Genomic DNA, 12,887 nt, shown 5'->3' with positions numbered 1-12,887 from the left:
GGGCACCGTCGTCTCACCTGGGCGTCAGCTTCTTGTCCGACCAGCCCCACAGCGACTCCACCCACACGTTCGGGACGGACAGCTTGGGCGCGTACGGGAGCTTCTTCGTCCGGTAGGCCCTCAGGACGTCGTAGGTGGCGTCCAGGCAGTCCCGCGAGGTGAGCTTGCCCGTCTTCGGGTCGACGCCGACGAGGAAGCCGCGGGCCTCGACCGTGCGGATCATGTCCCGGGCGCCGTTCACGTCGTACGACGAGGACTTCGTGCAGCGGTAGCGGCTGTAGGGGTGCTCCGACTCGCCCGGATAGTGCGCGTCGGTGCTCATGTCACTGAGCATGCGCTTGTACGACCCTTCGGTGTGCCAGGCCCCGATGTCGCCGCCGGGCGGGGTGTAGAGCTTGCCGCTGGGGTTCTCGATCGCGCCGTAGACCCAGCGGCCGGTACCGGGGAGCCTGAAGCCCCAGCCGACGTGGCCGAACTTCTCGGCGCCGTCCGGCTTGATGAAGACACAGACGGCGCCGGAGCCGCCGGTGATCCCGCCGGATCCGGCGCCCGCCATGCCCGTGATCGTCTCGGTACTGCTCGGTGCCGTCTCGGCCGTCGCCCGTGTGGCGGTCTGCCGGCAGCCGGTGACGCCGACGACCGCGCAGAGCACGGCCGCGACGGCCAGTCCGCGGTATCCCCCGATGTTCATGTCATCCCCCAGTCGTGCGAGGAGCGCCCTCGTGGGAACCCCTGCCGAACGCGACACTTCTGGAGGTCACGGGGTTCCGTGTCTTGACAGAAGTCGTCCTGCTGGGAGCGTGTAAGCCTCGTCTCACCTGCATGAAAGCGCCCCCGTGCGCCCCTCCCGGACGGGCACGCGGCCTTATTGTCTAAACGTCAAACGCCCTTAAGGAGCTCTCATGACCGCGCCCGTCGTCCACTCGCTGCGCGAACAGATCCGCGAGCACATCGTGGAGGGGATCGTCAGCGGGCGCTGGAAGCCGGGCGAGCGGATCGTGGAGCGACGGATCGCGACCGAGCTGGAGGTCAGCCAGACGCCGGTGCGGGAGGCACTGCGCGAGCTGGAGTCGCTGCGGCTGATCGAGTCGGCGCCGAACAAGGGCGTCCGGGTGCGGAACCTGACGGCGGCCGACCTGGAGGAGAGCTACCCGGTCCGGGCCGGTCTGGAGGCGATCGCGGCGGAGCTGGCGGCGGAGCGGCTGGCCCTGGACTGCTCGGCGCTGGAGCCGCATGTCATCGCGCTCTACGAGGCCGACCGCGAGTCCGACGGCACGGGACAGGTGCGGCACACGGTCGGCTTCCACCGGGAACTGGTCCGGGCCGCCGGCAACTCCGTCCTCCTGCACACCTGGGAGGGCCTCGGCATCGAGGTCTTCACGGCCCTGTCCATCCGCTGGCTGGGCACGGTCCAGCAGTCCTACGCGGAGGAGCACGAGGAACTCGTCGCCGCCTTCCGGCGCCGGGACCCACGGATCGCGGAGATTGTGAAGGCCCACGTCCTGGGCTGCGCGCCACGGGCGTAACCGGCCGCGGCAAGGAAGACCCCGCCGAACCCACGCCGGGCGACCGAGCACCCGACGGGCGACGCACACGCGCGTACCGACGCGCCAAGGCTGGACCGAGGACCTCACCACCACGACGGCAACCAGGCACGCGACGGGCGTAACCGGCCGCGGCAAGGAAAGCCCCGCCGAACCCACGACAGGCGGCACACACGCGCGTGCCGATGCGCCAAGGCTGAGGCAAGGTTCTCCCCATCGCGACGGCAACCATGCGCGCGACACCGACCGGCCCACGCCACGGCGACCAGGCGCCACCACCGCGACCGGCTGCTCCACAGCGACGAGGCGCACCCCGGCGACTGGCCCGTGCCACTGGCGACCGGTCGCGTCCCGCGGAGCGGAGGGGCGCAGCCGGTGGACTGCGTCGCCTCGCGGGTCGCGGCCGGGGCCGGCCCGTCCCCCGGGCGCCGAGCGGCGTACACATGCCTGACCGGCTCTCGCAGTGGCCGGGGGCGCTCAGCCGCGGCGGCCGACCGCAGGCTGTCCGGACGGGCGCGGTCCGGATCCCCACCGGTGGCGTCCCGCCAAGGGGTGGGGATCCCCACCTTGGCGGATCCCCACCCCTTGGCGGGACGCCACCCCGTGCGGGACGCCACCGGCGACCAGACCGCGCCATAGCGACCAGCCCGCGCCCCAACGACCAGGCGCACCCCGGCCACCAGACCGCCGTCGGCGACCAACCCGCCCACGGCACCTCCCCGCCGCGCCGCCCCCTCCGCGACCGCCCCGCACCCACGCCCGCACCCCGCACCCCCCCCCGAACACCAGAGCACACCCCCGCTCAAACGCCCCCCGACCTGCAAAAACCCCGGGCAACCACGTCACCCCGTGCCATCGCCGAAGGCACCCCGTGCCTACTTTCTCGTCATCGAGAAGTTTTGCCCCTCAACCCTTTGATCGATCATCGATCAGGGAGTTACAGTCACCGCGGGCCTCCACCGAGGCCTCCGCCCTGTCCTGCCAAAGACAAAGGGCACCCCCGAACCCTTACCGATGAGGGAACCCCCTTCGACTGAGGAAGGCGGCGACATGACCGACCCCAACGCCATCCAGCCGAGCGAGCTCGACCAGCTCCCCGACCGGGACCCCGAGGAGACCGCCGAATGGCAGGCCTCGCTGGACGCGGTCGCCAAGGCGGCCGGCCCGCACCGTGCCGCGTACCTGATGCGCCGCACGCTGGAGAGGGCGGAGGGCAACGGCATCGCGCTGCCGAAGCTCCTCGAGACCGACTACGTCAACTCCATCCCCACCTCCGCCGAGCCGGACGTGCCCGGTGACGAGGCGATGGAGCAGCGGATCACCGCGTGGAACCGCTGGAACGCGGCCGCGATGGTCACCCGCGGCTCGAAGTACGGCGTCGGCGGCCACATCGCCACCTTCGCCTCCGCGGCCTGGCTCTACGAGACCGGCTTCAACCACTTCTTCAAGGGCAAGGAGGCCGACGGCTCGGGCGACCAGCTCTACATCCAGGGCCACGCCTCCCCCGGCATCTACGCCCGCGCCTTCCTCGACGGCCGGCTGAACGAGGACCACCTCGACAACTTCCGCCGCGAGGCGGGGGGCAACGGTCTGCCCTCCTACCCGCACCCGCGCCGCCTGCCCTGGCTGTGGGAGTTCCCGACGGTGTCGATGGGCCTCGGCCCGCTCTCCGCGATCTACCAGGCGCGCTTCAACCGCTATCTGACCGCGCGCGGCATCAAGGACGTCTCCCAGTCGCACGTCTGGGCCTTCCTCGGCGACGGCGAGATGGACGAGCCGGAGTCCACGGCGGCCCTCGCACTGGCTTCGCGTGAGGGGCTCGACAACCTCACCTTCGTCATCAACTGCAACCTCCAGCGCCTCGACGGCCCGGTCCGCGCCAACTTCAAGATCGTGCAGGAGCTGGAGGCCCAGTTCCGCGGCGCCGGCTGGAACGTCGTCAAGTCGCTGTGGGGTTCGGCCTGGGACGAGCTGTTCCAGCTCGACACCACCGGCGCGCTCGTCCGACGGCTCCGTGAGGTACCGGACGCGCAGGTGCAGACGTACCAGACGCGCGACGCCGCCTACATCCGCCAGGACTTCTTCGGCTCGGACCCGGCGCTCGCCGAGATGGCGAAGCTGCTGAGCGACGACAAGATCCTGGAGTGCTTCCACCTCTCCCGCGGTGGCCACGAGGCGCGCAAGGTGTACGCCGCCTACAGGGCCGCCGTCGAGTTCAAGGGCGCCCCGACGGTCATCCTGGCCCAGACGGTCAAGGGCCACACCCTCGGCGAGGGCTTCGCGTCGAAGAACGCCAACCACCAGATGAAGAAGCTGACGGTGGACGAGTTCAAGACGATGCGCGACCTGCTGGAGCTGCCGATCTCCGACGCGCAGTTCGTCGACGGGGTCGTGCCCTACGGCCACCCCGGCGCCGACTCCCCCGAGGTCCGCTACCTCCAGGAGCGCCGCGCGGCGCTCGGCGGCCCGGCCCCGGCCCGCCGGGTGCACCCGGTCGCCCCGCTGCCCGCCCCGGCGGAGAAGGCGTTCGCCGCCTTCGACAAGGGCTCCGGCTCGCAGAACGTGGCGACCACGATGGCCTTCGTCCGTCTGGTCAAGGACCTGGTCCGCGACAAGGAGAGCGGCAAACGCTGGGTGCCGATCGTCCCCGACGAGGCGCGCACCTTCGGTATGGAGTCGCTGTTCCCGTCGCTCGGGATCTACTCCCCCAAGGGCCAGACGTACGAGCCGGTCGACCGTGACCAGCTGATGTACTACAAGGAGGCCAAGAACGGCCAGATCCTCAACGAGGGGATCACCGAGGCCGGTTCGATGGCCGACTTCATCGCCGCGTCGACGTCGTACGCGACGCACGGCGAGACGATGATCCCGTTCTACATCTTCTACTCGATGTTCGGCTGGCAGCGCACGGCCGACCAGATGTGGCAGCTCGGCGACCAGCTCGGCCGCGGCTTCCTGGTCGGCGCGACGGCCGGCCGGACGACCCTGACGGGCGAGGGCCTGCAGCACGCGGACGGCCACTCCCCGGTCATCGCGGCCACCAACCCGGCGGCGCTGACGTACGACCCGGCCTTCGCCTACGAGGTCGCGGCGATCGTCAAGGACGGTCTGCGCCGGATGTACGGCGAGGCGGCCCCGGGCGAGGACCAGAACGTCTTCTACTACCTGACCGTCTACAACGAGCCGCTGCCGCAGCCCGCGAAGCCGGCCGCCCCCGGTGTCGACGAGGGCATCGTCAAGGGCCTGTACCGCTTCAACACCGCCGAGTCGGCGGGCGTGCAGGTGGCGGCGGCGAACGCACCGCGCATCCAGCTGCTGGGCTCCGGCACGGCGATCCACTGGGCCCTCAAGGCGCAGCGGCTGCTCGCCGAGGAGTGGGGCGTGGCCGCCGACGTGTGGTCCGCGACCTCCTGGAGCGAGCTGCGGCGCGACGCGCTGGAGTCGGACGCGGCGCTGCTGCGCGGCGAGGAGCGGGTGCCGTACCTCCGGCAGGCGCTCCAGGGTGCCGAGGGCCCGGTGCTGGCGGTCTCCGACTACATGCGCCAGGTGCCCGACCAGATCGCGCAGTGGGTCGAGCAGGACTACTCCTCGCTGGGCGCGGACGGCTTCGGCCTCTCCGACACCCGCGAGGCCGCCCGCCGCCACTTCGGTGTCGACGCCGAGTCCGTCGTCGTCGCGGCCCTCGCCCAGCTGGCCCGCCGCGGCGAGGTCAAGGCGACGGCCGTGAAGGAAGCGCGCGCGAAGTACGGCCTGTAGGGACTCAAACCGCGCAAGCAGGGGTACGGCCCGGTCGCCGTACCCCTGCTTGTCGGTGGCGCCCGGCATCATGAACCCATGCGTGCTGCCCGTCTGATCAAAATGGTGCTGCTGCTCCAGTCCCGGCCGTCGATGACCGCCGCCGAGCTGGCGCGGGAGCTGGAGGTGTCGGAGCGGACCGTGACCCGGGACGCGCAGGCACTGTCGGAGGCGGGGGTTCCGGTGTACGCGGACCGGGGCCGGGCCGGGGGCTACCGGCTGATCGGCGGGTACCGGACACGGCTGACGGGACTGGCCCGTGGGGAGGCGGAGGCGCTGTTCCTGAGCGGGGTGCCGGGGGCACTCAGGGAGATGGGTCTCGAGGACGCGGCCTCGGCGGCCCGGCTGAAGGTGTCGGCGGCCCTCCTCCCGTCCGTGCGGGACGCCTCCCGTACGGCGGCGCAGCGCTTCCACCTGGACGCCCCGAACTGGTTCAAGGAGCCGAAGACGCCCGAGCTGCTGCCGGCCGTCGCGGACGCGGTCTGGGACGACCGGCGGATCACGGCCCACTACTGGCGCGGCGAGGGCGAGGTCGTGCGCGAGCTGGAGCCGTACGGCCTCGTGCTCAAGGCGGGCGTCTGGCACCTGTGCGCGCGGGTCGCGGGACACGGCTCGTACCGGGTGTACCGCATCGACCGGTTCACGGCGGTGGACGCGGGCGAGGAGCGGTTCGCGCGGGACGAGGAGTTCGACCTGCCCGCCTTCTGGGACGAGCGGGCCGAGCAGTTCGCACGGTCCATCCTGCACGCGGAGGTCGTCGTACGACTGTCCGCGGACGGTGTGCGGATCCTGCCGTACGCCGTCGGCGGGCCGTCCGCCCGGGAGGCGCTGGAGGCGGCGGGCGCCCCGGACGGGGACGGCCGGGTGACCGTGACGCTCGCCGTGGAGTCCGAGGAGGTCGCCCACAGCCAGCTGGCCTCGCTGGGGCCCGAGGTGGAGGTGCTGGCGCCCGAGAGCCTGCGCACGCGCTTCGCCCAGGACGCGATACGGCTCGCCCGGCTGTACGGGACCTAAGGCTGTACGAGACATGAGGCTGTACGAGACATGAGGCTGTACGGGACATAACAATCCGCCTCACTCCACGTGCGCCCCACCCGTCCAGGGCCGATGCTGGACCCGTGATGGACGAGACGGAGTTCTGGGAGCTGGTGGACAGCGCCCGCGAGACCGCCGAGGGCGACCCCGAGGAGCAGGCCGACCTGCTCGTGGACCGGCTGCTCCAGCTGGACCCCGAGTCGGTCCTCGACTTCGCCCGTCACTTCGAGTCCCGCTACAACCGCGCCTACACCTGGGACCTGTGGGGCGCCGCCTGCGTCCTGCTGGACGGGGTGAGCGACGACGCCTTCGACTTCTTCCGGTGCTGGCTGATCGGCCAGGGGCGCGAGGTCTACGAGGGGGCGGTGCACGACCCCGACTCGCTGGCCGACCTCCTGGACGACTTCGACGAGGAGATCGACGGCGACGGCGAGGAGCTCGGCTACGCCGCGGACGAGGCGTACGAACAGCTCACCGGGACCGTCGCCCCCGACCTGGGCGTCCCGCCCGCTCCGCCGGAGCCCGAGGGGACGCCCGTGGACTTCGAGAACGAAGGGGTGCTGGCGGAGCGGTATCCCAAGCTGTGGGAGCGGTTCAGGGGCTGACCGCCCGGCGGCGGCCGGCCTCGGACGGGATGTAGGCCTGGGGCTGCTCGACGTGCTCGGCCCGCACCGCGTGGTGCATCGGCGCCTTGTTGGCCTGGTCGAGGGCGGACGCCGTGACGGCGGCCGGTCCCAGGACGACCGTGGCCACCGCGCAGACCACCGTCCACATACGGCTCCTGCTGATGCTGCTGCTCATGATCCCCACCTCCGGTCGGCTTCTGCGAGGACCGTAGATCGCGGGCCTCTGAGCGGCCTGCGCGCCGGCTGTGACGTTCCTGTGGGTCACCAGCCCGTCCTCCTCACGGGCGCCCCTGCAGGCGTGCCGCCAGCGCTCTGATCTCCGGCAGGCGGGCGCTCAGGGCGGCGCCGGGGCAGCTCGTCATATAGCCCTCGTCGTGGCCCGCCAGGGCGGGCAGGGCGGCCGTCGTACCGGCCGCGTACCGGCTGTGGCCGTTGCTGGAGACCAGCCGGACGGTGGCGCGCGGGTCGACGCCGGCCAGGCCCAGTTTCCAGGCGGCCAGGGCGGCGATCGCGTCGGTCATGGCCTTGGGGACGGTGACGCCGGCGGTGAAGGTGCCGAGGGCGGCTATGCCGGTGGTGCGGTGGTTGAAGCCCTGGGTGTGCGCGCCGGTCACGGGCCGGTCGATGCCGCCCGCGCGGCCCTCGTAGACGATGCCGCAGCGGTCGACGAGGAAGTTGTAGCCGATGTCGTCCCAGTCGCGGGCGCCGGTCTGCCCGGCGGCGAGGTAGCGGATGATGCGGGGCGACTCGGCGCAGTCGTAGGAGTTGGGCGAGTCGGTGTGGTGGACGAAGACGGCGAGGACCTTGTCGTCGTAGCGCGGGGGCGGTGGGGTGCGGGCGACGGTGTTGGCCTCGCCGCCGGCGTCCGCCCAGACCGATCGGGGTACGACGTGCGGCCGGGGCGCGGAATGGGGGGCGGTGGCCGCGCGGGCGACGGCGGCCTGCCGGGAGCGGGCCGCGACGGTGTGCTCCACGCCGTTCGCGCACAGCGCCAGCGCGCCGACGGCGGCGAGGCCGGGCAGCGCGCCGAGCAGCACCAGCGCGGCGCCCGGTATTCGGCCGCGCCGCTTCCGCCCGCTGTGCGGTGCGCGCGAGACACACATGGTCCCACTGTCGGTCCGATCCGCTCCGCCCGCGATGTGTGCTGTGCCACCCGGAGGAACCATCGTCCGGGTCCGCGTCGTTTCTCCAGGTGCACGCACGCGTGGCCGGTTCCGGTGGCCACGCGCGCGCGTGACTGATCACTGGGCCTGTCCCACGCGTACTAGGAGACGCCCCCTGAGGGGTCCGACAGAAAGGCGGCTCCGTGGACCTGCTCGACATCCTGCTGTTGCTGGTGATCCTCGCCTACGCGGCGTCCGGCTACCGGCGCGGACTGGTGGCCGGCTGCGTCTCGCTCGCGGGTTTCGTGGGCGGCGCGGTCGTCGGTGTGTGGGTGCTGCCCTGGATGATGGACCTGGTGTCACCGGGGACGACCACGGCGACGGTGACCGCGGTCCTGACCGTGCTGGTCCCGGCCGCGATGGGGCACGAACTGGCCGGCCGGCTGGCGCTCAGGCTGCGCCGCGAGCTGGACCGGGGCCCCCTCAGGGCGGCCGACGGTGTCGGCGGGGCCGTGGCGAACTCGGTGGCCGTGCTGATCGTGGCCTGGGTGGCCGCGAGCGTGCTGGGCGCCTCCTCCTCCCCGCTGGTCACCACGGCGATCCGGGACTCGGCGCTGCTCGGCGCCGTGCAGGACACGATGCCGGACACCACTCCCTCCTGGTTCTCGCGGGCCACCTCCGCGCTCACCGAGGCGGGCTTCCCGCAGGTCTTCAACCCCTTCGAGAACGAGTCGACGGCCGAGGTCGCCCGGCCCACCGGCGACAGCGTGACGGCCGCCGCCACCAACGCCGCCAAGCTCAGCACGGTGAAGATCGAGGGCGTCTCGGGCAACCAGGGCCGCGAGGGCAGCGGTTTCGTGTACGCCCCGCAGCATGTGATGACCAACGCGCACGTGGTGGCCGGCATCGACGAGCCGGGCGTGCGGGTCGGCGGGGTCGGGCGGTCGTACGCGGCACGGGTGGTGCTGTTCGATCCGGACAAGGACGTGGCCGTGCTGTACGTGCCGGACCTGGAGGCGCCCGTGCTGAAGTTCGACGACAGCGCCTCGCGCGGGAACTCCGCGGTCGTCGCCGGTTATCCGCAGGACGGCGACCTGAACCTGCAGGCGGCGACCGTCGCGAACCGGGTGCGGGCGAACGGGCAGAACATCTACAACGACGCGATCGTCACCCGCGAGATCTACTCGATCCGCTCCACCGTCCGCCCCGGCAACTCCGGCGGCCCGCTGCTGACCACCGACGGCAGGGTCTTCGGCGTGGTCTTCGCCCGCTCCACCTCGGACGACGAGACGGGCTACGTCCTGACGGCCGACGAGGTCGCGGGCGACGCGGAGCGCGCGGCGAACGCGACGGCTGCGGTGGACACGGGCGAACTCATCTCGTCGTAGCCGGGACCCCGCCCGGTCCGCGCCGCCGGCCGCGCCCTCGTACGGGGCAATGCGGCGCGCGGTCGTGGGCCCGGGCGTACCTCTGGGCCCATGTCACACGCGCTTCCCGTGCTCCGGGCCGCCCTCGGTCTGGCCGCCCTGCTCGCCCTCACCGCCGCCGCCCCGGCCCGGCAGTCCGTCAGTCCGGGCTGGGTGCTCGCCGGGTTCGCGACGGCGGCCGCGGTGGCGGCGGTGCCGCTCTGTCTGGTCGTGCGCAGACGTCGTACGAGCGAGACCGCCGACCAGGTCAGAGACTGCGCCCCATGAACACGTCGTCCACATAGCGGCCGTCGAGCAGGAACTCCTCCGGCAGGATCCCCTCCACCACGAAGCCCTCGGTCTCGTAGAGCCGCCGGGCGGGGGTGTTGTGCCCCAGCACGCGCAGGGTGATCCGGCGGGCCCCCTGCCGTCGTGCCTCGTCCTGCGCGGCCCGCAGCAGGGCCCTGCCGACCCCGCCGCCGCGGGCCTCCTCGGCGACGACGAGGCCCAGGATCTGGCGGACGTGGGCGTTGCTGGCGAGCGGGGTGGGGTGGCCCAGGCGGAGATAGCCGACGACGGTCCCGTCCAGTTCGGCGACGAGATGGTCCCGCGGGCCGAACCGCTCGGTGTAGAAGGGTTCGTAGGGCGGCCGGGGGCGCGGTGCGACGGAGTGGAGCTCGGACCAGGTGACCCGGTCGAGATGGCCCAGCGGCTCCTCGTCGGTGAGGGTGGCGTGACGTATGTGCGGGACTGGCATGCGCGCCACCCTACGGCCGGGTACCGGAGCAGACCGGATCTTTATGTACCCAGCAGGCAGGATGAGATCATGCAACTTTCAAAAATCGCGGTGTCGGGCGCGTCCGGTCTCATCGGCTCGGCGCTGGTGCGGTCCCTGACCGCGGACGGCCACGAGGTCGTGCGCCTGGTGCGGCACGCGCCCCGGTCCCCGGACGAGGTCCGGTGGGATCCCGAGGAGCGGCGGGTGGACGCGGCCGGGCTCGCGGGCTGCGACGCGGTGGTCAACCTCGCGGGCGCCGGGGTAGGCGACCGCCGCTGGACCGAGGCGTACAAGGCCCGCATCCGGTCCAGCCGGATCCAGGGCACGACGGCCCTCGCCGAGGCCGTCGCCGCGCTCGACACACCGCCGCGCGTCTTCGTCAACGGCAGCGCGATCGGGTTCTACGGCGAGACCGGCGACCGGAGGGTCGACGAGGACGCGCCGCCCGGCCGGGGCTTTCTGCCCGAGCTGTGCGTGGAGTGGGAGGGCGCCACCGCGCCGGCCGAGGCGGCGGGCGTACGGACGGCGTTCGTGCGGACGGGCCTGGTCGTGTCCCGAGGGGGTGGCGCCTGGGGAAAGCTCTTCCCGCTGTTCAAGGCGGGGCTCGGGGGACGGATGGGCGACGGGCGGCAGTACTGGTCGTTCGTCTCGCTGCACGACGAGGTCGCCGCGATCCGGCACATCCTCGACACCGACGGGCTGTCCGGGCCGTTCAACGTGACCGCGCCCGAGCCGCTGACCAACCGGGAGATCACCGCCGCGATGGGGCGCGTGCTGCGCCGCCCGACGCTCTTCACGGTGCCCGCTCCGGTGCTGAACACCGTGCTCGGCGAGATGGCCGGGGATGTGCTGGGCAGCCAACGGGTGGTGCCGAGGCGGCTGTTGGAGTCAGGGTTCACCTTCGCGTTCCCCGGGGTCGAGGAGGCGATCCGGGCGGGCGCGTGACGTCTGCGACCGTATGCGACCGTCGTGCGACCGTGCCCTGTCGATGCGCGACTGTCGGCGACCGATCACGGCCCTACCCTCGACCCGAACTCGGGTATCCCCGAGGCCTGTTGGGGGCATGACGTCTCCACCGGCCACGCAACGTCGAGGAGGGCACGTGCTTGAGCCCGCGTACCAGGCGGACGTCGTGATCGTGGGAGCCGGGATCGCCGGACTCTCCGCCGCGCATCGGCTGAACAGCGCAGGAGTGACGACCGCGGTGCTGGAGGCCGCCCCCTGTGCGGGCGGCCGTATGGCGACCGAGAAGGTCGACGGCTTCCGGCTCGACCGCGTCGGGCAGCTGCTGTCCACCGCGTATCCCGAACTGCGCCTGACGCCCGGTCTGGACGCCCTGGTGCTGCGCCCGTTCGCGCCGGGCGTGCTGCTGCACAGCGACGGGCGCCATCACCGCGCGGGCGCTCCGGTCAACGCGGGGGGCGCACGGGGCGCACTCCACGCGGTGCGCGCCTTGGCGAGCGCCCCCAGGTCGGCGGCCGGGGCGAAGGGCCGGGCGTCCCGGTCGGCCGGGGGGCGCCTGCCCCGCTCGGCGGCCGTGCCCGGGACCGTGCGTTCCGTTCCCCGGGGGACCGCGCCGCTCGGCGGCGCCGTCGACCAGGCCCGGCTCGGCACCGCGCTCACCCGGATCGCGGCCACACCCGTCGAACGGCTGCTGGCCCGGACCGAACTGCCCGCAGGACAGGCCCTCGCGGCCCGGGGAGTGCCCGCCCGGACGATCGACGGCTTCCTGCGTCCGCTGCTCGCCGCGCTGCTGTGCGACCCGGAGCTGACCACGTCCAGCCGGTGCGCGGATCTCGCGCTGCACGCCTTCGCGCGCGGGCGGCTGTGCGTGCCCGAGGGCGGCGCCGAGGTGCTGCCCGAACTGCTCGCGCGCACCCTGCCGCCGGGCACGCTGCACACCGGAGTCCGGGTCACGTCCGTCTCCACGACCTCGGTGACCACGGCCGAACACGGGGAGATCCGCTGCCGGGCGGTGCTCCTCGCGACCGACGCGCGCACCGCCGCCGAACTGCTGCCCGGCCTGCGGGTGCCGGACTTCCACCCCGTGACCGTCGTCCACCACACGGCCGACGAGGTGCCGGGCACGGGCGCGTCCCTGCTGCTCGACGCGGACCGGGGCGGGCCGGTCGCCCACACGGCGGTGGTGAGCCAGGTGGACCCGACCCGCGCGCCCGCGGGCCGGACCCTGGTCTCCTCCACCGTGCTCGGCCATCCCACGGCCGACCTCGACACCGCCGTCCGCATGCACCTCTCCCGCCTCTACGGCACGTCCACGCGCCGCTGGGAGACGCTGGCGGTCCACCACACCCCGGAGGCCGTCCCCGCCATGCGCCCCCCGCACGACCTCCGCCGCCCCGTCCGCCTCATGGCCGGCCTCTACGTCTGCGGCGACCACCGCGACACCAGCACGGTCCAAGGCGCCCTCCACTCGGCCCACCGAGCCACGGCAGCCATCCTGAGGGACCTGGGCCTCTCCGGCTCACTGCACTTGGCGGACCCACCTCGCAGCATCCCAAGGGCAGCTTGACCCACCTAAGGGGCGCGGGGAACTGCGCGACCAGCCACAGTTCACCCGCACCCGGCGTACACCCGACCGG

12 protein-coding genes are annotated in these 12,887 nt (G+C 72.7%); 8 read left to right on the top strand and 4 right to left on the bottom strand.

Going from position 1 to position 12,887, the window contains the following annotated elements:
- Positions 1–13: 13 nt before the first annotated feature.
- Complete coding sequence (locus tag K4B79_RS04720; RefSeq protein ID WP_232024965.1) at positions 14–691, bottom strand: hypothetical protein; 678 nt, start codon at positions 689–691, stop codon at positions 14–16.
- 211 nt (positions 692–902) lie between these two features.
- Between K4B79_RS04720 and K4B79_RS04715 the strand changes: the two genes are divergently transcribed.
- From K4B79_RS04715 to K4B79_RS04700, 4 genes are all read left to right on the top strand, one after another.
- On the top strand, positions 903–1,526 hold the full coding sequence (locus K4B79_RS04715; RefSeq protein WP_232024964.1) for a GntR family transcriptional regulator: 624 nt from the start codon (positions 903–905) through the stop codon (positions 1,524–1,526).
- 1,068 nt (positions 1,527–2,594) lie between these two features.
- Positions 2,595–5,300: a pyruvate dehydrogenase (acetyl-transferring), homodimeric type gene (gene aceE, locus K4B79_RS04710; RefSeq protein WP_232024963.1), complete on the top strand. Its 2,706-nt coding sequence runs from the start codon at positions 2,595–2,597 to the stop codon at positions 5,298–5,300.
- Positions 5,301–5,378: 78 nt separating this feature from the next.
- Positions 5,379–6,353, top strand: coding sequence for a helix-turn-helix transcriptional regulator (locus tag K4B79_RS04705; RefSeq protein WP_232024962.1), 975 nt, complete (start codon positions 5,379–5,381; stop codon positions 6,351–6,353).
- A gap of 107 nt (positions 6,354–6,460) precedes the next feature.
- The gene (locus K4B79_RS04700; RefSeq protein WP_232025423.1) at positions 6,461–6,979 is read left to right on the top strand and encodes a DUF4240 domain-containing protein; all 519 of its coding nucleotides are present in this window, start codon (positions 6,461–6,463) and stop codon (positions 6,977–6,979) included.
- Here the strand turns inward: K4B79_RS04700 and K4B79_RS04695 are convergent.
- Both K4B79_RS04695 and K4B79_RS04690 read right to left on the bottom strand, forming a co-directional pair.
- The gene (locus K4B79_RS04695) at positions 6,969–7,175 is read right to left on the bottom strand and encodes a hypothetical protein (RefSeq protein WP_232024961.1); all 207 of its coding nucleotides are present in this window, start codon (positions 7,173–7,175) and stop codon (positions 6,969–6,971) included. The two genes, K4B79_RS04700 and K4B79_RS04695, sit on opposite strands and share 11 nt — an antisense overlap.
- A 103-nt stretch (positions 7,176–7,278) precedes the next feature.
- Positions 7,279–8,103, bottom strand: a complete 825-nt coding sequence (locus K4B79_RS04690; RefSeq protein ID WP_232024960.1) for a peptidoglycan recognition protein family protein — start codon at positions 8,101–8,103, stop codon at positions 7,279–7,281.
- A 203-nt stretch (positions 8,104–8,306) separates the two neighbouring features.
- On the opposite strand from K4B79_RS04690, the gene K4B79_RS04685 reads away from it, so the two are divergent.
- Complete coding sequence (locus K4B79_RS04685; protein WP_232024959.1) at positions 8,307–9,491, top strand: MarP family serine protease; 1,185 nt, start codon at positions 8,307–8,309, stop codon at positions 9,489–9,491.
- A gap of 90 nt (positions 9,492–9,581) precedes the next feature.
- The gene (locus tag K4B79_RS04680) at positions 9,582–9,797 is read left to right on the top strand and encodes a hypothetical protein (protein WP_232024958.1); all 216 of its coding nucleotides are present in this window, start codon (positions 9,582–9,584) and stop codon (positions 9,795–9,797) included.
- Here the strand turns inward: K4B79_RS04680 and K4B79_RS04675 are convergent.
- On the bottom strand, positions 9,778–10,275 hold the full coding sequence (locus tag K4B79_RS04675) for a GNAT family N-acetyltransferase (RefSeq protein WP_374208419.1): 498 nt from the start codon (positions 10,273–10,275) through the stop codon (positions 9,778–9,780). The two genes, K4B79_RS04680 and K4B79_RS04675, sit on opposite strands and share 20 nt — an antisense overlap.
- Positions 10,276–10,335: 60 nt before the next feature.
- On the opposite strand from K4B79_RS04675, the gene K4B79_RS04670 reads away from it, so the two are divergent.
- Both K4B79_RS04670 and K4B79_RS04665 read left to right on the top strand, forming a co-directional pair.
- Positions 10,336–11,232 (top strand): TIGR01777 family oxidoreductase, encoded by an 897-nt coding sequence (locus K4B79_RS04670; RefSeq protein WP_232024956.1) that lies wholly within the window; start codon positions 10,336–10,338, stop codon positions 11,230–11,232.
- Between the two features lie 157 nt (positions 11,233–11,389).
- On the top strand, positions 11,390–12,817 hold the full coding sequence (locus K4B79_RS04665) for an NAD(P)/FAD-dependent oxidoreductase (protein ID WP_232024955.1): 1,428 nt from the start codon (positions 11,390–11,392) through the stop codon (positions 12,815–12,817).
- Positions 12,818–12,887: the final 70 nt, after the last annotated feature.

The organism is Streptomyces lincolnensis (genome assembly GCF_021173675.1).
Taxonomy (GTDB): Bacteria; Actinomycetota; Actinomycetes; order Streptomycetales; family Streptomycetaceae; genus Streptomyces; species Streptomyces lincolnensis_B.
This window is presented reverse-complemented; position numbering and strand designations above follow the sequence as displayed.